At 57.0% G+C, this 18,690-nt stretch carries 16 protein-coding genes and 2 pseudogenes; 5 read left to right on the forward strand and 13 right to left on the reverse strand.

The window, feature by feature from the left end; translation table 11 throughout:
* Positions 1–101 precede the first annotated feature (101 nt).
* Both GRI58_RS03930 and GRI58_RS03935 read right to left on the reverse strand, forming a co-directional pair.
* Positions 102–1,454 carry a right-handed parallel beta-helix repeat-containing protein gene (locus GRI58_RS03930; protein WP_160752260.1) on the reverse strand — a complete coding sequence of 451 codons (1,353 nt, stop codon included), beginning with the start codon at positions 1,452–1,454 and terminating at the stop codon, positions 102–104.
* A complete protein-coding gene (locus tag GRI58_RS03935; RefSeq protein ID WP_419957018.1) occupies positions 1,451–3,118 on the reverse strand; it encodes a polysaccharide biosynthesis protein in 1,668 nt (555 codons plus the stop codon). Before GRI58_RS03935 ends, GRI58_RS03930 begins: the two co-directional genes overlap by 4 nt.
* 526 nt (positions 3,119–3,644) lie before the next feature.
* Here GRI58_RS03935 and GRI58_RS03940 point away from each other — a divergent pair.
* The 3 genes and pseudogenes from GRI58_RS03940 (at position 3,645) to GRI58_RS03950 (ending at position 6,845) form a co-directional block, all read left to right on the forward strand.
* The gene (locus tag GRI58_RS03940) at positions 3,645–4,808 is read left to right on the forward strand and encodes a DegT/DnrJ/EryC1/StrS family aminotransferase (protein ID WP_272916321.1); all 1,164 of its coding nucleotides are present in this window, start codon (positions 3,645–3,647) and stop codon (positions 4,806–4,808) included.
* Positions 4,808–5,413 carry a sugar transferase gene (locus GRI58_RS03945; protein ID WP_160752261.1) on the forward strand — a complete coding sequence of 202 codons (606 nt, stop codon included), beginning with the start codon at positions 4,808–4,810 and terminating at the stop codon, positions 5,411–5,413. Before GRI58_RS03940 ends, GRI58_RS03945 begins: the two co-directional genes overlap by 1 nt.
* Before the next feature lie 276 nt (positions 5,414–5,689).
* A pseudogene (locus GRI58_RS03950) lies at positions 5,690–6,845 on the forward strand (IS3 family transposase).
* A 27-nt stretch (positions 6,846–6,872) separates the two neighbouring features.
* On the opposite strand, the gene GRI58_RS03955 reads toward GRI58_RS03950, so the two are convergent.
* From GRI58_RS03955 to rfbB, 3 genes are all read right to left on the reverse strand, one after another.
* Positions 6,873–7,043 carry a hypothetical protein gene (locus GRI58_RS03955; RefSeq protein WP_160752262.1) on the reverse strand — a complete coding sequence of 57 codons (171 nt, stop codon included), beginning with the start codon at positions 7,041–7,043 and terminating at the stop codon, positions 6,873–6,875.
* A gap of 113 nt (positions 7,044–7,156) precedes the next feature.
* Positions 7,157–8,548 (reverse strand): O-antigen ligase family protein, encoded by a 1,392-nt coding sequence (locus GRI58_RS03960; RefSeq protein WP_160752263.1) that lies wholly within the window; start codon positions 8,546–8,548, stop codon positions 7,157–7,159.
* A gap of 34 nt (positions 8,549–8,582) precedes the next feature.
* Positions 8,583–9,644 carry a dTDP-glucose 4,6-dehydratase gene (gene rfbB / locus GRI58_RS03965; RefSeq protein WP_160752264.1) on the reverse strand — a complete coding sequence of 354 codons (1,062 nt, stop codon included), beginning with the start codon at positions 9,642–9,644 and terminating at the stop codon, positions 8,583–8,585.
* 519 nt (positions 9,645–10,163) lie between these two features.
* Between rfbB and GRI58_RS03970 the strand changes: the two are divergent.
* Positions 10,164–10,998 (forward strand): annotated as a pseudogene (locus GRI58_RS03970) (integrase core domain-containing protein); the annotation flags it as partial.
* A gap of 264 nt (positions 10,999–11,262) precedes the next feature.
* Here GRI58_RS03970 and GRI58_RS03975 read toward each other — a convergent pair.
* From GRI58_RS03975 to GRI58_RS04010, 8 genes are all read right to left on the reverse strand, one after another.
* Positions 11,263–11,847 (reverse strand): hypothetical protein, encoded by a 585-nt coding sequence (locus tag GRI58_RS03975; protein WP_202386772.1) that lies wholly within the window; start codon positions 11,845–11,847, stop codon positions 11,263–11,265.
* A gap of 93 nt (positions 11,848–11,940) precedes the next feature.
* Entirely contained in the window at positions 11,941–12,462 is a 522-nt protein-coding gene (locus GRI58_RS03980) for a demethoxyubiquinone hydroxylase family protein (protein WP_160752265.1), read from the reverse strand.
* Positions 12,459–12,938: a disulfide bond formation protein B gene (locus GRI58_RS03985; RefSeq protein WP_160752266.1), complete on the reverse strand. Its 480-nt coding sequence runs from the start codon at positions 12,936–12,938 to the stop codon at positions 12,459–12,461. Before GRI58_RS03985 ends, GRI58_RS03980 begins: the two co-directional genes overlap by 4 nt.
* A gap of 13 nt (positions 12,939–12,951) precedes the next feature.
* Positions 12,952–14,298 carry a S41 family peptidase gene (locus GRI58_RS03990; protein ID WP_160752267.1) on the reverse strand — a complete coding sequence of 449 codons (1,347 nt, stop codon included), beginning with the start codon at positions 14,296–14,298 and terminating at the stop codon, positions 12,952–12,954.
* A gap of 97 nt (positions 14,299–14,395) precedes the next feature.
* Positions 14,396–15,631 carry a murein hydrolase activator EnvC family protein gene (locus tag GRI58_RS03995; protein ID WP_160752268.1) on the reverse strand — a complete coding sequence of 412 codons (1,236 nt, stop codon included), beginning with the start codon at positions 15,629–15,631 and terminating at the stop codon, positions 14,396–14,398.
* A gap of 9 nt (positions 15,632–15,640) precedes the next feature.
* On the reverse strand, positions 15,641–16,060 hold the full coding sequence (locus GRI58_RS04000) for a 23S rRNA (pseudouridine(1915)-N(3))-methyltransferase RlmH (protein WP_160752269.1): 420 nt from the start codon (positions 16,058–16,060) through the stop codon (positions 15,641–15,643).
* Between the two features lie 84 nt (positions 16,061–16,144).
* Entirely contained in the window at positions 16,145–16,561 is a 417-nt protein-coding gene (rsfS, locus tag GRI58_RS04005; protein WP_237452074.1) for a ribosome silencing factor, read from the reverse strand.
* Positions 16,562–16,618: 57 nt separating this feature from the next.
* On the reverse strand, positions 16,619–17,290 hold the full coding sequence (locus GRI58_RS04010; protein WP_160752270.1) for a nicotinate-nucleotide adenylyltransferase: 672 nt from the start codon (positions 17,288–17,290) through the stop codon (positions 16,619–16,621).
* A 234-nt stretch (positions 17,291–17,524) separates the two neighbouring features.
* On the opposite strand from GRI58_RS04010, the gene GRI58_RS04015 reads away from it, so the two are divergent.
* Complete coding sequence (locus tag GRI58_RS04015; protein ID WP_337190873.1) at positions 17,525–18,679, forward strand: M23 family metallopeptidase; 1,155 nt, start codon at positions 17,525–17,527, stop codon at positions 18,677–18,679.
* The last annotated feature ends 11 nt before the right edge of the window (positions 18,680–18,690 follow it).

Raw genomic sequence — 18,690 nt, forward strand, 5'->3', positions numbered from 1 at the left:
ATACATTGAAAATCTTGCCGCAAAGAGCCGCCTTGGAGCGCCCTCTATCAGCAGGAAATTGTTTGCGCAACGCAACCGCGGTGACGGGTCAACTAACCACTTCATCTTGAAATCTCTACGAGTGAATTTCCCCCTCGTAGATCTGTGATCCGATTGTACTCCAATTGCGCGCCAACTAGGCGTCGCAACTCTAGTCCATTTTTGCCGCCACCAAGATCGTTCCGCACTATTGCCGCACCGGACACGTAATTCGGCGGCACCCCAACGACTCGAACGCAGTTTCGCCAAGATGCCTCTCCGGAAGCCGAAACGGTATTCCCGACAATTCGAATGTTCGACGCTCGACCAGATTGGGCATAAATACAAATGGCATCCTGCAGCTCTGAAGAATGACTGGCAGCAATAATTTCATTATCAATAAATTCCGTGCCAGATATACTATCTTTATAATCCCCTTGAAAAGATGCGTAAATTCCAGCTTGCATCACATTGCTAAATTTGCAGTTTCTAACTATATTATCTTTCCCATTGTAAATAGAAACTCCGCCCTTTATTCTATTTCCGCTCAACTTTTCGACTATGTTCCTTGAACCTACTAAGCGAACAATGTCAGTTTGGACTGCATCATGAACCAAATTATCGGTGATCAATGCATCGCTCGCATAGAGATAAGCTAATTTTTCATGCACATCTGCGATGTTTTTTTCAATAACATCTCCGGTTGTTTCGCCATGAAGGCCGCCGGCAAAATAGCCAGAAATCAATCTTCTACCTAAGTCATCTCGCTCAAATCGATTCCCAACAATATGATGTCCGCCTCCACCTGTTGCGCGGATGCCGAAAAGGGCTGTGTTGCCTCTGATATAATCCCTGATGCCGCCGCGCCACGTCGCGCTGATTGCCGCATTTCGGCAGTTCCACAAGTGGATGCCGATTTTCGGCACATTTTGGACCAAAGGGCCTGAGAAACAGAACCGGTCGCCCGTCACAAATATCAAGCCGGGATGACTTATGTCTGCTTTTAAATTTCGTGAATCTGACGCCCCAGGCCCGCTGATGAAACCATTGCCCACAATCGCAACATCATCCCCTTCGACCCGAAAGAGGTAAGGTGGATTTTCACGTACTTCGCCATGAGTGGCCCTGATCCCTCCATTCAATATGATGCGCATTTTGCGCTGTATTGCCAGCGCCTCAGTTAGCCCTCCGGACGTGTCGATTGCAAACACTCCACCTTCGGACGCCGGGACAACAAGCGCGCCCCCAGTTGGAACCTTATCTATTGCAGCCAAAAATGCAGAACGGTTGTGAACAGGATCAGCCGTGACGCTCGCACCGAAATCAGTCACACTTAATTCAGTGCCAGCACAAGCAGCTTGACCCGTAATAAAAGCGCCACAAACAATCGATGAGCTTGTCCAGGCGAGCGCCTTACGACGATCGATTTGTATCATTCTACCTCATAACGCTCGGGTTGTGCCGTTTGCCGCACCGCCCGACCCTCGGAGCGCGGCTGAGTGACCATGTGCACGAGATCAATCACGCCCGATGATCGGAACTCTGGCACAGCACGCTTGAGCAGTTCGTGAATGGCATGGGTATCAAAGCGCTCTAATGCGCCCTCAAGACCGAGCATAACCGCTGAAAATTCACTCATGCTCATGTGAGCTTCGCGCGACTTAAGGATCAGTGGGTGGCGGGTTTCGATCGGATCATCGCCAATCAACAGCTCCTCGTGGAGCTTCTCTCCAGGCCGTAAGCCAACGATCGTGACCTCAATATCCCCATCCGGATTATTGTCGTCCTTTACCGTCGAGCCCGACAGCTCAATCATTTTGTAAGCAAGGTCAGCGACGCGAACTGGCTCACCCATGTCCAGCAGAAACACTTCCCCGCCTTCAGCCATTGCACCAGCCTGAATGACCAGCTGCGCCGCCTCAGGAATTGTCATGAAGTAGCGCGTCACCTCAGGATGCGTAATTGTCAGAGGGCCACCGCGCGAGATCTGCGAACGAAACAATGGGACGACCGAGCCGCTGGACCCAAGCACATTGCCGAAGCGAACCATGGAAAAGCGTGTTTCATTAGATTCTTCTGCGAGCGCCTGAAGTGAAAGTTCCGCAAGGCGTTTGGTCGCCCCCATCACATTCGTTGGCCTAACTGCCTTGTCTGTCGATATGAGCACGAAATTTTCTACCCCTGCCGAACATGCAGCGAGCGCGGTGCGATAGGTACCGAAAACGTTATTCCAGACACCTTCCGCGATGTTCTCCTCGACCAGAGGTACGTGCTTGTATGCCGCGGCGTGGTATAGCGTATCTGGCCGCCAAGCATCGAGGATTGTCGCCAAACGGGAGGCGTCGCGCACCGATCCAAGGAGGGGGACAAGGGTCGTTCGCAAGCAGGTTTCGATTGCCTTGAGTTCTCTGTCGATCGCGTATAGGGAATATTCATTCTGCTCGAATAATATCAAAGTACGAGGACCCGTTCGCAGGATCTGACGACAAAGCTCGCTCCCTATAGAACCGCCTGCCCCCGTCACCATAACAACTTTGTCTCGAATATGGCGCGCGAACAACGCTTCGTCTGGCTCAACAGGATCCCGCCCCAGTAGGTCCTCGATATCCAAGGGTCGCAACGCATTAACTTCCACACGACCGTTTGCGAGATCCATCAAACCCGGGACCGTTCGCACATTGACGTTCAACTTTCGAAGTTGGTCAAGTATCTCTCCGCGTCGCTTTCGGCTTGCAGATGGCATCGCAAGCAGGATGTCGGAAATGCCCCGCTTTTCAACAATCTTTGGAAGTAGGGACGGGCTGTAGATGTGTTTTCCGTTGAGGACTGACCGTTGCAACAATCGATCGTCATCGACAAACCCCTGCAAATCCATCTCCCGGCTGCCAATAACCGCAGAGGCTAGTTGCCGCCCAGAGGCGCCGGCCCCGTAAATAAGCACTCTCGTGCGATTACTTCGAACCTGCATATTGCCGAGAACCGAGCCCAGTGCAATCCGACTTATTGAAAGAGCAAGAAAATACAATAGCGGCTGAATCAAGCCCACTGTTCTGGGAACACCATGCACGCCGAGCAGCAGGAAAACTGCAGAATAAAACATCGCGTAAACGAAGCATGCTCGGGCAATTCCGACTAGAGCCTCAAGGCCTATGTGTCGGAATAAGGCCCTGTATAGGCCAAATAACCAAAATATTGGAAGTGCAGATAATGATAGAAGTGCGGCAATCCACTGACTGCCATAAAGATAGTTCCAAGCACCAAGACGAAGGTAGAATGCCAGCCACACTGCCGCTAGTGCGAGGCAGGCATCAATCAGAATCACAATTATCCGCTTGGCAGATCGTGGAAGCCCCAGAGAATCATGAATAATTCGCCGGGCTTGGTCTTGAACCAATAACAAAATTCTCGAGAACATCACGTGACCCGCATTAAACTTTTCGTGCGGCGGATATAGTGCAAAGTAGCAGCAAAGCCTAGCTTGGGCCGGAATGAAACCCGGCACTCGCTAACACACGGAAAGGTAATCAAAGGAGAAAACCTGACGAGGCGCCCTTGATGGACGACAAGGCCCGCAATATGGCTGCTGCATAAGCCGCCTTAGCGGCTCAATCCGCGAGGACTTTCCGTTGACAAAACCCTTCCTGCCATTCGCCATGCCCGATATCGGAGCGCACGAGCAGGAGGCCGTCTGCAAAGCGCTGTCTTCTGGGTGGCTGACAACAGGCCCAGTAACCAAGCGCTTCGAGTGCGACTTCGCTGCTTTTCTTGGCGAAGAAATTGAAACAATTGCGGTAAACTCAGCCACCTCGGGGCTTCATCTCGCCCTTGAGGCGCTTGGAGTTGGCGTTGGCGACGAGGTCATTGTGCCTTCGCTGACTTTCACTGCAACAGCTGAAGTCGCCAGGTATCTTGGCGCTGATCCGGTGTTCGTAGAGGTGATGCGGGATTCTCTAACAATGGACCCAGACAGTGTGCGTAGGGCCATTTCACCTCGAACCAAGGCGATCATACCCGTTCATTACGGTGGGATCTCTTGCGACATGCCGCGCCTACTAGAACTTGCGCGCGAGGTAGGCGTGGCGGTAGTCGAAGACGCGGCGCACGCGCTTCCTACGACCTGTAAAGGAAAGCTCATTGGTACGCTCGATAGCGATATTACCGTTTTCAGCTTTTACGCTAATAAGACGATGACGACCGGCGAGGGCGGTATGATCGTTACCCGCTCGAAGGAGCTTGCAAAGCGCATGAAGATCATGCGGCTGCACGGAATTGACCGCGATGCTTTCGAGCGATTTCGATCGGAGAGGCCGAGCTGGTATTATGAGGTTGTGGCTCCGGGGTTCAAATACAACCTCACAGACCTGGCATCGGCGATTGGTATCGAGCAACTCAAGCGATTACCTGAGTTTCTAGAACGGCGTACTGTTCTAGCACAGCGCTATCACGAAGAACTCGCCCATTTGCCTCTCGTGCTTCCGGCGCAGTCGCCGACCGGCGACACGCACGCGTGGCATTTGTATGTTGTGCGGTTGAGCGATGAAGCGATTGCCAATGCGGTTGAGCGAGATTGGGTCATTCGCGAACTTGCTGACAAAGGCATCGGGACCAGCGTTCACTATGTACCGCTTCATCGGCAACCATACTGGCGCGACCGCTATGGTCTTTTACCGGGCGACTTTCCTGTGACCGAAGCCGCCTATCAGAGTATGTTCTCGATCCCTATATACACTCGCATGACACAGGATGACCAACAAAGAGTCATCGAAGCCCTTCACGCCGTCCTAAGTTAATGTCCAAACGCCTGTTCGATATTTTTGGCAGTCTACTCGGTCTTGTTTTGCTATTACCAGTCTTCCTGGTCATAGCGATAGCAATAAAGCTTGAAAGCAGTGGTCCCGTTTTCTTCCGACAAATTCGTATTGGCAAAGACGAAGTTCCATTCCGTATTCACAAATTTCGGACCATGCGGGTTGAGCAAATGACTAGTGCTTCCAAGGTCACCGCCCTAGGGGATCCTCGGATCACACCACTTGGTGCGAAGTTAAGACGGTACAAAATTGACGAGTTGCCGCAGCTTATAGATGTTCTCAATGGAGCGATGAGCTTGGTCGGACCAAGGCCCGAAGTGCCAATCTTCGTTAAAGCCTATCCAGATCATATTAGAGCCCGAGTTTTTTCGGTGAAGCCCGGCATTACTGAGCGATCATCAGCGGAGTTCATCGACGAAGAGAGATTGCTAGCATCTTCAGATGACCCGCATTCTTACTATATTACTAATATACTACCAAGAAAGTTAGCCTTGAATTTGGAGTATGTGGACAACGTTAGCTTAATAAATGACCTGAAAATCATATGTGCCACACTTCTTATTCTCTTCAAGCGAAGCTCAAACTGAACGAATGACCAAACGACAACGGCCAGTTCATGGGAACGACTTCATGTCATCGGGCAAAAGTTCCGAGTGAGGTCGGCGCCGCACGTGCCTGGGGCCTGCCCCCAGACACGTTACCATCCCATCAAACATGGAGTGCTCTGCCACCTGAATTTTGGACCATTCGCAGTTAGAGTTTTCCGCCGTAGACATCCTTGGCTGGACTAGGAGTTACGGCATGAGCCGAAGGCAGGCGAAGCCAACGCATCGAAGTTCACTGACGCGCAGAAGGCGTTCGTCATCAAGCAAGGCGAGGAAGGCACGCCGGTGGCGGAGATCTGCCGCAAGGCAGGCATCAGCCAGGCGACTTACTTCAACTGGAAGAAGAAATATGCTGGCCTGATGCCGTCGGAGATGCGGCGGATGCGTGAGCTGGAAGACGAGAACGGACGGTTGAAGAAGATCGTTGCCGATCTGACCCTGGATCGGGAGATGTTGCAGGACGTCATCCGCCGGAGCCGCAGGCGGCCAAGCGAAGCGCGGCCAACGCTCTGAGGCCGGATCGGAAGCGCGAGCTGGTCGACGGGATGCTGGCGGACTGGGGCGTGTCGATCCGGAGGGCCTGCCGGGCACTGCCGTTCGACACTTCCAGTTATCACTACCAGTCCCGTCGTACCGATCCGGCCTTTCTGAAGAAGCGTATCAAGGATATCTGCGAGACGCATGTCCGCTACGGCTATCGGCGTGTGTATTACATCCTGCACCGGGACGGTTGGTGCGTGAACCTGAAGAAGGTCTACAGGCTTTACAGGGAGTTGGGCCTGCAGCTGCGGAACAAGACGCCCAAGCGGCGGGTCAAGGCGAAGCTACGGGAGGATCGGGCGCCGGCGATCAGGCCGAACGATGTCTGGGCAATGGACTTCGTGCACGATGAGCTGGCGACTGGTCGCAAGTTGCGCATCCTGACAGTGGTCGACACGTTCTCCCGGCTATCGCCGGTGATCGATCCCCGGTTCAGCTATCGCGGTGAGGACGTGGTTGCCACGCTGGAACAGGCATGCAGGAAGGTCGGCTATCCGAAGACTATCAGGGTGGACAATGGCAGCGAGTTCATCTCGCGGGACATGGATCTGTGGGCTTACCAGCGCGGTGTGATCCTGGAGTTGGCTGCGCCGCCCTTCGGGTCTCCCGCCCTGGCAAGCCCACAGACAATGCGTTCATCGAAGCGTTCAACAGCAAGCTGCGCAGCGAGTGCCTGAACGCCCACTGGTTCCTGTCGTTGCAAGATGCTTGCGAAAAGCTGGAGGCGTGGCGTAGACACTACAACGAAGAGCGACCGCACAGCGCGATCGGGAATATCCCCCCGATCATGCTGGCAAACTCAGCCGGTGAAACCAGCCCACCGGATCTGAGAAAGGCGGAAAACTCCAGGCCCGAGCGGTCCAAGGTTGGGTAGCAGTGCACCCGCAATACGCTCCACCCATCACACCCAGCGATCGGCATCAAACCGGCGCAAGGCTTCACTGGAAATTATTAGAGACATCGGATTCAGACCATTCACAATTTCAGTAACGGAGACGCTCGGCGAGACTTTGCCGAACATACACGCACGGACGATCGACGAAGAGATGTTGATGAACGTCGTGCCAATCATGAAAAATTTCAAAGCGGCGACGGAATTATCGAAGGCCGAGATGCCTGACTTTCTCGGAGTCGCGCCTCGTCAATTCCCAAATACAGTATACGCTGAAACCAAACTTCCAATTTCTATGGCCGATCCTTAGTTCTACTTGCGCCTCCAAGCCAAAATGCGGCAATCGTAATTATAGCCATAATCATAGGTGTTCGTGCCGGATAGTCAGTTATGCTAGCAACCAACACTAAACCTAAAGCTCCCGATCCGACTTTAGGCAAAGTTGACCCAGGGCCATGAGCACGCCAAGCTCGTATACTTGCCAATGCCCACCAAATCACCGATGCGGCGAGCAGCAGAAGCGCCAAAATCCCTCCACTAAGAATGACTTCAAGCCAGTCGTCGTGCGCATGGTTGAGATAAAGTGGGCTCAGCAGGCTGTCGGGCTCCCAAATCCGATAAACTGGATCGAACCCACCAAAGCCTGAGCCAACCGGGAAATAGGCTGAAATCATCTTAAGGATGACTGGAAGAGCCTTAACTCGTAAGTCTTGGCCCGCATGCATCTCTGTCAAGCGATTAAGAGCTACAGCTCGATCAAGAAAAATGCTCAAGCCGATTATCGTCGCCAGCGCCAGAAGGAACACGCCAATGATAAACAATTTCGACCGCTTGGGTATCTTACCTAGAGCTTTTGCAAATTGAGTTCTGACTGCCAGCAAGCCGAGTACCACGCCGCTTACGCAAGTAAGGATTCCCATTCTCGATCCGGTTCCCAGTACAATAAGCACGAAGAACGGGATGAGTGCAGAGCAGGCCATAATTCTCCAACGCTGGTGTTTACTTTCCGCAAACGCCCAAACGAGTGTCAGTATGCACCCGATTGAGATAAAAAGCGCAAAATGATTTCGGTTCGCAAAGCATCCGCTGATTTCGCCGGATATGCTGAAATAAAATGGGTTTTTGAAATGAGCACCAGATATTTGCAACAAACCCAGAAAAGCTCCACCAAGTACAAGAAAAAACACGAATTCGAGAAGGCTCCTTTGGCGGCCTGTAGGTAGTTGTGAAATCAGAATTACTACAACTAAAGGTACTACAAGCGAAGATAAAGCATTGACAGCCGCAGACGGGACTATCGCAATAGGTCTCCAAGGCTGAAGCTCTCCACTTGCCTGGGCCGCTGCCTGAAGCATCGCTCTTCCCGGTAACGAAGTCCACAAAGCTGGCGGAAGAGGCAAGAGTTGAATGGCGACAATTGTAATAGTCGCGAGGAGAATGACAAAAACAGGAGGCGAACGGCGCCATACAGGCTTCATTCCAAGCAAAATCATAACAAGCACGATAAGCCATGCGCTGGCACGGACGATGACCTGACCAGAGGCATCGGCTCGTGAGGATCCGCCAGCAAGCCAAAGTACCGTGAAAAATGCGCAAAGCAGCCAATAAGGGAAATTAAATCGAATCTGATTCGCGCGAGAATGTCCTCGGACTCCGCCTTGTCGTGGAAGCACTGCAAACTCCAATACGTAATCTCAGTGTTTTCAGATAATCGGGAATTCAGTCTGAAAAAACAGTGGCACCTCGCCGTTTTGTGGCTCTGGCTGTCAAAAGCGGGCGCCACCAGCGCTCGTTAGCCAAATACCACAAGACAGTCTTGCGAAGACCGCTTTCAAAACTCTCTTCCGGATGCCAACCCAACTCGTCTTCAATTCTTTTAGTATCGATTGCATAGCGCATATCATGCCCCGGACGGTCTTCAACGAACGCAATTTGATCACTGTATGAACTACGGTCAGGCTTTGGCACGAGTTCATCAAGGATAGCACACAAAGCCCTGACGACTTCTATGTTCTTTTTTTCACATTTACCGCCGATGTTGTAACTACGGCCTGGAATTCCACTTTCGAAAATCATTTGCAGTGCGCGCGCATGATCAGCCACGTAGAGCCAGTCTCGAATTTGCTCACCCATCCCGTAAACCGGTAATTCCTGACCCTCCAAAGCTCGCAGAATCATGAGTGGAATGAGTTTCTCAGGGAAATGGTAGGGCCCATAATTGTTTGAGCAGTTTGATATGAGAATGGGCAAATCGTAAGTATGGCCCCAAGCCGAAACCAAGTGATCAGACCCGGCCTTTGACGCCGAGTACGGTGAGCGCGGATCGTACGGCGTATTTTCCGTAAAAAGCCCAGTTGGACCTAAAGAACCATATACTTCGTCGGTGGATATGTGGTGAAATCGAAATTTTCTTCGATCTTCACTGTCCAAGCCGTCCCAATAGGCACGAGCCGCCTCGAGCATCGTGAAGGTTCCGACCAAATTTGTTTCCACAAATGTGCGGGGGCCATCGATAGAGCGATCGACATGGGTTTCAGCAGCAAGATGCGTGATCACGTTAGGGCGGAAGCTCGCTAGCGCCTCGCCAACAGACTTAGCGTCACATACGTCGCCGTGGACAAATCGGTAGTTCTTGCTCTTAGCTGCGTCAGCGACCGTTGAAAGGGAGCCCGCGTAAGTTAGTTTATCGTAATTGAGAACCTGGTGCTCCCCCTGCACGACAAGCTGACGGACCAACGCGGAGCCAATGAACCCTGCGCCGCCGGTAACGAAAACTCGCATTCAAATACCCTTAGATTGATTCATATCGAGCTCGGCAGTCTTGAACCAGCATGCTTTTCAAAAGAATCGAAACATTCAACAAAGACCACTTGGATATTTCAAGTCCAAGATATGGCTGGCAAAAAATCGTCCTAATCTACGAAAGCTGGCCAATCAACCAACTCCATTGAACTGTCTTCTTTAAGTCAGGCGGCGTGGACAAGTTGGTTGACGTTGCGCTGGTTGGTTGATGCAAAGCTGCCCTTTGGAGGCGGGTTTGAGGCGCGGCGATCTCACTGAAGCAGAATGGCGTGTTTTGACGGGAATGCGACTGATTTAGGCATGTGCGAACTGCGTCCTTAGGCCAGCCGTGCGATCAACAACGGCATATTCTGGCGATTTCGCTGCGGCACGCGATGAAACGACGTCCCGTCCAAATACTGAAGTTGGAACGCGATCGATCGGCAGCTGCGGTTTCGTGACCCCCTGCTTTTCCTCCAAGTTGGATTAGAGTCCGGCCCTACGAGACGGACGGACGATATGAAGAGAAGGAGGTTTTCCGAAGAGCAGATTATCGGGATGCTGAAGCAGGCGAAGGCGGGAGCGAAGACTGCTGACCGACACGATGTGGGACAACGTAGCGCTGACGGATCATTTGGCAAATAGTTCTGGCGCCCACAGCCATGCGGGAAGCTGTAGCTCATCTCCAGACCTGCCACGGGATAAGCGAACGGCGGGCGTGCCGTTTCATCGATGCCGATCGCAAGAGCACGCGCTCCCGCTTGACGCGGAAAATTGATGCTGGGTTCAGAGAGAAGCTACGCGAGCTTGCCAACCAGCGTCGTCGGTTCGGTTATCAGCGTCTGCACATCCTGCTGCACCGGGAGGGAATTATAATCAAGCGGAAGAAGACCCACGTGAGCAATGGGCGACGAAGAAGCAGCAGGGGTGCTGTCGGCAAGTAGGCACCGGCTCCGGTGCCTACTTGCCGAATCAGCGCTGGAGCCTGGAGTTAGGCTCTACGCGCCCCTCTACAATGCGCCACGAGTCCATTCACGACCAGATGGCATCAGGCAGGCGGCTCCGGGTACTTAACGTGGTCGATGATGCGACGAGATCGGCGAAGAGCGGCAATATATCGCCCCAAGCAAGCCGATGCAAAAATGGCTACGTCGACAGCTTCAACTGACGCATGCGTGACGAGCTTCTCAACGAGATATTGTTCATGAGTCTGGCACATGCCCGGATCGAATTCGCCGTCTGAGTGTAGGACTACAACCGGGAAAGGCCCCACTCGTCTCTCGACTACGAGAACCCGTGGGCGTTTGCCGCCAAACTGGATAAGCAATGGCCTGCTTCGCTACGCCCTTGGGGCTGCCATCAGATCATCCAGCGATTGCCCCGCGTGCATCGCATCGAGCCGGCACCCGCGAAGTCGAGCACATCGTCGACCATCTCGCGGTGCTGTCCGGTGGCAAACAACGCAATCGAACCGTGGATCGTCCCGCAAGGCGTGCACCACCGGAAATAGCTCGATTGCTTCGGGACGCGTCCTGACGATCACCGGTATTTTGTTCACGACCCCTTATCCCCCAAAAGCGGTGTTAGCTTCGGAGGAGATGTTAAGCCTGTAATTCAGCTACTTCTGATCTTGTCCGCCGTCGGCGGGTTTCTCGCTTGCCACCACCACCGGCGGGGATGCTGGCGACGGGGATGTGGTCGATTTGCCCATGCGCTCCATATATTCCTTCTCGAGCTGCTCGACCCGTGCCTGCTCTTCGGTAGCGTCCTTGTCGATCGAAGCCAGTCGCTGCTTGCGCGCCGCCGCAATCAATTCGCCGAAACGCACCGATGGCGAAGCGCTCTTGTCGGCATAAGCCTTGCGGATCATTTCCTGCGTGCAGCCAGTTGAGCCGCCAGCGCCCACAGGCGAGCATGACAGCGTCCCGAAATTGCCGACGAACTCAAGGCTTTGCACACGCGATGTCCAGGACGTGTTCTGCGGATCGTCAGAATCGCGCAACTCCTTGGGAATGCGATAGCGGTCCGCCTCTGGCAAGCGCGCGACGACCACGATCTCGTTGCCTTCGGGCTTGGGTGCCGGATCGTTGCCGTAGCGGATCACCATCTGAACCTTGTCGCCACCTGCGTCCTGGGCCTGGGCAGGGCCGATACCGGCGAGCACGCTGGCGGCGAGAAGTGCGGGAAGCAAGCGGCGGATCATAATGTGGCCCTCTAATCTAATGATCCCGACAGACTGCACGGGATGCGGTGAACTGCTGGTGAAGCGCAGGAAGACAACGGGCCGTTCCCACGATCAAACCTTTTCGCTGAGCCGGATGGCTGCACGGCATCCCAATCGGATCGCGCCGGACAAGAGCGGATAGGCTGGTGCTCGCTCTGCGCCAGCTGCAAGAGCCGCGTCGCGATGGGCGCGTTCATCTTCGCGGCATTCTTCGATCAGAACGGCCAGTTCGGAATCCGAGCCATCCTCGCACAGGCTATCGAGCTGCTTGGTGTAATGGCGATCGATTTCCTCCTCGATCGCTGCCGTACAGGCCATCGCCGCTTCGGGGCCGATCAACGCGGTCGCAGCGCCCAACGCATAGCCTGCAACCGACCAGAATGGCTGGAGCGCCGTGGGGCGCACGCCGCGTCGCGCCATCAAGGCGTCGAATTTTTCACGATGGCCCGCCTCCTGCTCGGCCATCGAGGCGATTTCAGCCGAATCCGGGCCGCGATTGCCCATCACCGCCAGTTGCCCGGCATAGATGCGCGTCGCGCCGAATTCACCCGCCTGATCGACGCGGATCATGCGTTCTGTGTCGGGCATGGTCATGCGTCGCTTTCCTTGCGCAAAAGCAGCCAGAACACGCTCAGTCCGCCAATCGTCGAAATGAGGAAATTCCAGCCCGCCAGTGAAATTCCGATCAACCGCCACTGCGCCTCGTCGCAACGGATCAGCGGCGTGTTCATGATCGTATCGAGAGCATTTGCGCCCTGCGGCACATCCAGTCGCGCACAGCTGGTAACCCCATACCACCAGCCGTATTCGACCCCGGCATGATAGGCTCCGATCGCGCCCGAAACGAGGATCGCCAGTGCCGCAAGGACGACCCAGAGCCGCGCGGGGGGTATGATGAACGCCAGCAACGCCAGCACGATCGCGGCGAAATGCGGATAGCGTTGCCACCAGCACATCTCGCAAGGGTAGAGACCGAAGCCATATTGCGCGATGTAGGCGCCGGCAATCAGCAGCGCCGGGATCGCAAGCGCCAGCAATCGGGCCAGCCACAGGTTCGAGGAGATCGTCATCCGGCCAGCCATGTCAGGGACGCTTGGCCAACGTCTTGGCGCCAACGCCCGCCGTCCGGCGCAGGGTCTCCACCGCGTAGTTCAGCTGGAAATCCTCAATACCCTTGGCCTTGAGCTGTTCGGCGGTCTGCTGGAAACGCGGATCGGCGCGCTTGTCCTGCTCCAGATCGGTATCCTTGAGCGCCGCCTCGTTGACCAGATGCCCGCGCAGGTCGGATTCGCGCAGCGACATCTTCTCGCGCAAGGCGAAATCCGGATCTGTCAGTTGCGGCACGACGATGTCGGGCTGAATCCCGCCCTCTTGCACCGAATGGCCCGACGGCGTGTAATAGCGCGCGGTGGTCAGCTTGAGCGCGGCATCCGGCCCGAGCGGGATCAGCGTCTGGACGCTGCCCTTGCCGAAACTGCGTTCACCCATGATAACCGCACGGTGGTGATCCTGCAGCGCACCCGCGACGATCTCTGAAGCCGAAGCGGTGCCTTCATCGATCAGCACGATCACGGGCACGCCCTGCGCCATTTCGCCGCGGAAGACAGTCTCCGCATCATAGACGATCGTTTCACCCGGTGCGCGCCCGCGCTGCGAGACGATGCGGCCATTGGTCAGGAACAGGTCCGACAGCGCCACCGCTTCGTCGAGCGATCCGCCCGGGTTCTTGCGCAGGTCGAGTACCAGCCCGTTGAGCTTGCCCCCCGCCTTGGCGCGCAGTCCCTCATAGGCGGTGAACACGTCGTTGCCGACGTCCTTGGAGAATTCGTTGACCGAGATATGCCCGATATTGCCCTTGAGCAGTTCCGACGTCACCGGCTCAAGCTCGATCACCCCGCGCGTGACCGACACGTCGAAAGGTTCGTCGCGGCCAGGGCGATAGATGGTCAGCTTCACCTTGGTCCCGGTTTTCCCGCGCATCTGGTTGACCGCATCGTCGAGACTGCCGCCGTAGATCAGCTTGCCGTCGAGATGGGTGATATAATCGCCCGCCTTAATCCCGGCCTTGTCCGCCGGGCTGCCCTTGAACGGAGAGACGACTTTCACCGCGCCATCGTCCATCACAACCGACAGGCCAAGACCGGAATAATTCCCGTCGATCATCGTTTCGAGCCGCTGGAGATCCGACCCGTCGAGATAGGCGGAATGCGGATCGAGCGCGGCGAGCATCCCGTTGATTGCGCCCTTGACCAGCTTGTCGTCCTGAACCGGATCGACGTAGTCGGCCTTCACCTTCTGGTAGACGGCGAACAGCTTGGCGAATTGTGGCCCGGCGCGGCCATCGATCTCGGCCATGCCCGAGGTGGTCGCGGGAATCAGAGCCACGGCGGCAACCAAGGCGGTAGAACGGGCGAAGGTGGCGAAATTCATTGCGGGAAACTGTCTCCGTTGCAGCAGCGCCATAGCCTATCGCGCACAAACCGTGAATGCCAGATTAGGATCGCACTGTCTTTATCTTGCCCCACGCTTACCGAAGCAAGGGGATTGGGTTGACCGGCTCACCCTTGTGCCTGAGTTCCAGCGTAATCGATGGCGTTTGGGCGGCGGCAGTCCCGAGCGGCGATCCGGCGACGACTTTATCGCCCACCGCCACTTCGAGCGTTGCAAGCCCAGTGATCAGGCTCGTCCAACTGCCCGAATGTTCGATGATGGCGATCTGACCATACCCACGATAGGGGCCGGCGAAAGCGATCCGGCCCGCACCCGGAGAGACCACCTGCGCACCATTCGCGGGCGCCAGCGTCAATCCCTCGCGCCTTTCGCCGCTGCCGCCGACTTCACCGAAGCCCGATTGGATGCGCCCGACGACCGGCAGGCGATAGGGTTGCGGGGCGTCAGTCGACACCATTGCGGGCGACCCAGGTGCAGGAATCGCTGCGCGCAAGGGATCGCTCGGACGCAATACCGGCCCCGGCAGAGCGGCGAGACGTTGCCGCAGCGATCCGGCCTGTTCGAGCCGGTTCACCAGTGAGCCCAGATCACGCGCCTGTTCCGCCAAAGCAAACGCCCGCGCAGCTTCGCGATCGGCTGAACCGGTCGCTCTCCTCGCCACGATTCGCTGGCTGGCGGCAAAGACGGAGAGCCGGTTGCGTTGTTCGACCAGCGATGCACGAGCCGACAGCTGTCTTTCGGCGGCTTTTTTCGAGGCAGACTGGAGCGCCCGAGCGCGTTCGAGTTCGCCACGCAATTGGGCGGTCTGTGCGCGAATGCGGGGGATCGTCCCTGCAAGGATCGCGTTGAGATGGACCGTATCCTGCAAGGATGAAGGACGCAGCAGTCCAAGCACCATCGGTCGACGAACCATTGCGGCCAGCGCCGCGCTCAGATCGGCGATCGGCTGCCGCTCGACAGCCAGCTTGCGGTCGAGCGCGCTACGTTGCCGGGTGATGAGGGCGAGCGCGGCGTCCGCTTCGGACACCGCCGCTTCGGCCTGCTGAACCTTGGCGGCAAGCGCCGCGGCTTGCAGCATCGCCTTGTTCGCCGCCTCGCTCGACCGGCGCGCCTCCTGCTCGAAATTGGCCGCGCGTTGACGCGCCCGCAACGCCTGTGCACGCGCTTGCGCCAGTTCTTCGGCAGTGGCGGTGCGCGCCGTGTCTGGAGTGGGGCCCTGTGCCAGCGAAGGCAGTGTCAGAACAACGAGCAAAAGCGCCGTCAGCCCGCCTGCCGCCAGTCCTGTTACCCTGTCCCGCATCCCCGCCTTCATGCCCGCAAGTCAGCTGCGATGATAGGGGTGACCGGCAAGGATCGCGGTCGCGCGATAGAGCTGTTCGGCCAGCATCGCCCGGGCGAGCAGATGCGGCCAGGTCGCCTTGCCAAAGGCGAACAGCAGATCGGCCTCCTCGCGCTGCGCCTTTTCGTGCCCGTCAGCAGCGCCGATCAGAAAGCGCGTCTCGCGCACGCCATCATCGCGCCAGCGCCCGATCAGCGCGGCAAAGTTCTCCGAGCCGAGCTGCTTGCCGCGCTCGTCAAGCACCACGTGGCGGCACGGCTGCAACGCGTCGGGTACGCGCCCACCGGTTTCGGGTAATTCGGTTATCCTGAAAGGCCATGCGATACGCTTGGCATAGCGGGCGACCAGCTCCGCTTCGGGCGAGCGCCCGATTTTCCCCCTGGCGATGATATGCAACAACATGACACGCCATGCATAGCGAGCCGCGCGAAGCAGGTCGAGGTGATAGCAGAGGCAGCCGCCTGAGCGACTGCTTCACATCACTGGTCAGGCGCGGCCGATCGCCTTGTCGGGCGTATCGCCGAAAGCCCACATCCGCTCGAGGTTGTAAAAGCTACGCACCTCTGGACGGAACAGATGTACGACCACGTCTCCCGCATCGAGCAGTACCCAGTCGGCCGCAGGCAAGCCTTCCAGCTTCACCGGGCCATAGCCGTTCTGCTTGAGCGTTTCGGCGAGTTTCTGGGCCATGGACGCAACCTGGCGGGTCGAACGGCCCGAGACGATCACCATGTGATCGGCGATCGAACTTTTTCCCTCCAGATCGATCGTCACGATATCCTGTGCCTGATCGTCATCGAGCTGCTTGAGCACGAGGGCCAGCAGCGCGTCGGTCTGGTGCTCAGCCAAGGGCGGCACCTGTTTGGCGTCGACCGAAGCCGACGAAGTATGCGCCTGAGTCATAGGCGTTTGATATGCTCCTTGAGGTTGGGACGAAGTGCATGAAGACCGAAACGCCGATCATACCGGTGCGGTTTCCGCCGTCGGGATGAGCCGATGCGTCAACTGGTCGCGCAGAGCGATGTCGCTATGGCGCGATGCCCAGTCGGGGTCGTCGCGGCGGATCGCCGTGGCCGACCTGTCATCGGGATCGAAACGCAATATCACCAGTGCCGGTGCGCTCCATTCGCCCCTACTTTTGAATCTGGCCGCAGACATACGATAACGTCTGAGCCAGGCCATCGCGGGGCTCGCGAGGGCAACACCATCATAACCCGGACGGGCGATGACCGCAATCGGCATCGTTCGCGCAATTCTCCGCCAGTCGCGCCAGCGGTGGAACTGGGCGAGATTGTCGGACCCCATCAGCCATACGAACCGGCATTTGGGATACCGCCGTTGCAACGCCCTTAACGTGTCGACCGTATAGCGCGTGTCGAGCTCGCGCTCGATGGCTGTCACGCGGATCGGCGCACGCCGCGCCTGCTCGCGGGCCGAGGCAACACGTGCGGCAAGCGGCGCCATGCCCTTGTCCGATTTGAGCGGATTGCCCGGCGAAACCAGCCACCACACCTCGTTCAGCCCAAGCGCCTGCGCGGCGAACAACGAAATCCGACGATGCCCGCCATGCGAGGGATTGAAGCTCCCTCCCAGAAGCCCGATGCGCCTCGCCGGACCGGCTGCAAAATTCACAGTCCCCTTCCTCGTTCCATGTTGTGTGCCGCCTCTGCGAATTGAGCTCGATTCGCCCCTTTGTTGCACGAAAGCGCGTTTTGTTCCCGGGGTTTGGATAAAAATTATCCTTAGTGGTTCGATTCATCCCGCCCGTGGCTCGACTCACCCAAAACACGTGGGCAGCGATTCGATTCATTAGGGAACCCCGGATAGCCCAGCTGCGGGGATACAAATCAACGGGACGGGTCAAACGTGATACAATCGCTTCGAAACGGCGACTGGGGGCGCCGCGTAAAAAGCTGGTTTCCGGATCGCGAATTCTTCATGCGGTCCGAAGGGCAGGTACGTTTCATCACCATCAGCTCGCGCGTGCAGATGGCCATGGCAGGCGCAGTGCTTGCCGCGCTGCTGGCATGGGGTGGCAGCATGGGCGCGATGGCATGGTCGAGCTACAGCGACGCGGCCAACCGTGCCTCGCTGATCGACCGCGAGGCCAAAGTCGCCAGTTCGGAAGAGCGCGTTGCCGCCTATCGCAAGGACATCGGTCAGGTGCGCGACGATCTGGAACGTCGCCAGAGTTTCCTCGAGGACATGGTCGCTTCGCTACCCGCCGATGTGAAATCTTCCGGCAAGGTCAGCGATTCAACGGGTGAAGCCGCCAAGACGGTTTCCAAGGTCAGCATGGCGGTCCCCGAGGCCAAGGGACTCGCGCAGATGGAAGCACGCCAGCTCGCGCTGGTGGAACGGCTGACCCATTTCGCCGATTGGCGTGCCAACCGCGCTGCCGCTGCCTTGAAGAAGCTCGGGCTCGATCCCAAGCGCGTACTCAACAAGGTCGAGCACGAGGCAATGGGTGGTCCGCTCGAACGCCCCAGCACCGATGCCAATGGCGGAATGGACCCACGCTTCGAACGGCTCGGATTGAGCCTGGCGCGGATGAACGCGCTCGAACAGGGTCTGGCCGGCGTTCCGCAGGTCGTGCCGGCGCATTTCACCCGGATTTCCTCCACCTTCGGCTTCCGCCGCGATCCCTTCACCGGTGGCGGCGCGATGCACAAGGGTCTCGACTTCGTCGCGCCGAAGGGCACGCCGATCCTTGCAGCAGCGCAGGGCACCGTCACTTTCGTCGGGCAAATTCGCGGCTACGGCAATGTCGTCGAGATCAGCCACGGCAATGGCCTCAGCACTCGCTACGCACACATGTCCGCATTCCATTCGCATGTCGGAGAGAAGGTTTCGGCGGGCGAAGTCATCGGCGCGATCGGCAGCACTGGCCGATCGACCGGGCCACACCTGCATTTCGAAGTCCGTATCAACGGCCGTGCCGTCAATCCGCGCCCCTTTCTGGAGCAAGCGCCCGATGTTCTCAAAGAAGTCCACAGCGTCCCGCAACGCATCAGCCAGTAATCAGGAGCGAA

It is taken from the genome of Qipengyuania algicida (genome assembly GCF_009828025.1).
Taxonomy (GTDB): Bacteria; Pseudomonadota; Alphaproteobacteria; order Sphingomonadales; family Sphingomonadaceae; genus Qipengyuania; species Qipengyuania algicida.

Bases quoted from the DNA above. Each gene is read 5' to 3' on its own strand.
- GRI58_RS03995 (WP_160752268.1), bottom strand. From the start codon at position 15,631: ATGAAGGCGGGGATGCGGGACAGGGTAACAGGACTGGCGGCAGGCGGG.
- GRI58_RS03990 (WP_160752267.1), bottom strand. From the start codon at position 14,298: ATGAATTTCGCCACCTTCGCCCGTTCTACCGCCTTGGTTGCCGCCGTG.
- GRI58_RS03985 (WP_160752266.1), bottom strand. From the start codon at position 12,938: ATGACGATCTCCTCGAACCTGTGGCTGGCCCGATTGCTGGCGCTTGCG.
- GRI58_RS03980 (WP_160752265.1), bottom strand. From the start codon at position 12,462: ATGACCATGCCCGACACAGAACGCATGATCCGCGTCGATCAGGCGGGT.
- GRI58_RS03935 (WP_419957018.1), bottom strand. From the start codon at position 3,118: ATGTTTTATTCTGCAGTTTTCCTGCTGCTCGGCGTGCATGGTGTTCCC.
- rsfS (WP_237452074.1), bottom strand. From the start codon at position 16,561: ATGACTCAGGCGCATACTTCGTCGGCTTCGGTCGACGCCAAACAGGTG.
- GRI58_RS03955 (WP_160752262.1), bottom strand. From the start codon at position 7,043: ATGATTGGCACGACGTTCATCAACATCTCTTCGTCGATCGTCCGTGCG.
- GRI58_RS04000 (WP_160752269.1), bottom strand. From the start codon at position 16,060: ATGTTGTTGCATATCATCGCCAGGGGGAAAATCGGGCGCTCGCCCGAA.
- GRI58_RS03975 (WP_202386772.1), bottom strand. From the start codon at position 11,847: ATGATCCGCCGCTTGCTTCCCGCACTTCTCGCCGCCAGCGTGCTCGCC.
- rfbB (WP_160752264.1), bottom strand. From the start codon at position 9,644: ATGCGAGTTTTCGTTACCGGCGGCGCAGGGTTCATTGGCTCCGCGTTG.
- GRI58_RS03945 (WP_160752261.1), top strand. From the start codon at position 4,808: ATGTCCAAACGCCTGTTCGATATTTTTGGCAGTCTACTCGGTCTTGTT.
- GRI58_RS03930 (WP_160752260.1), bottom strand. From the start codon at position 1,454: ATGATACAAATCGATCGTCGTAAGGCGCTCGCCTGGACAAGCTCATCG.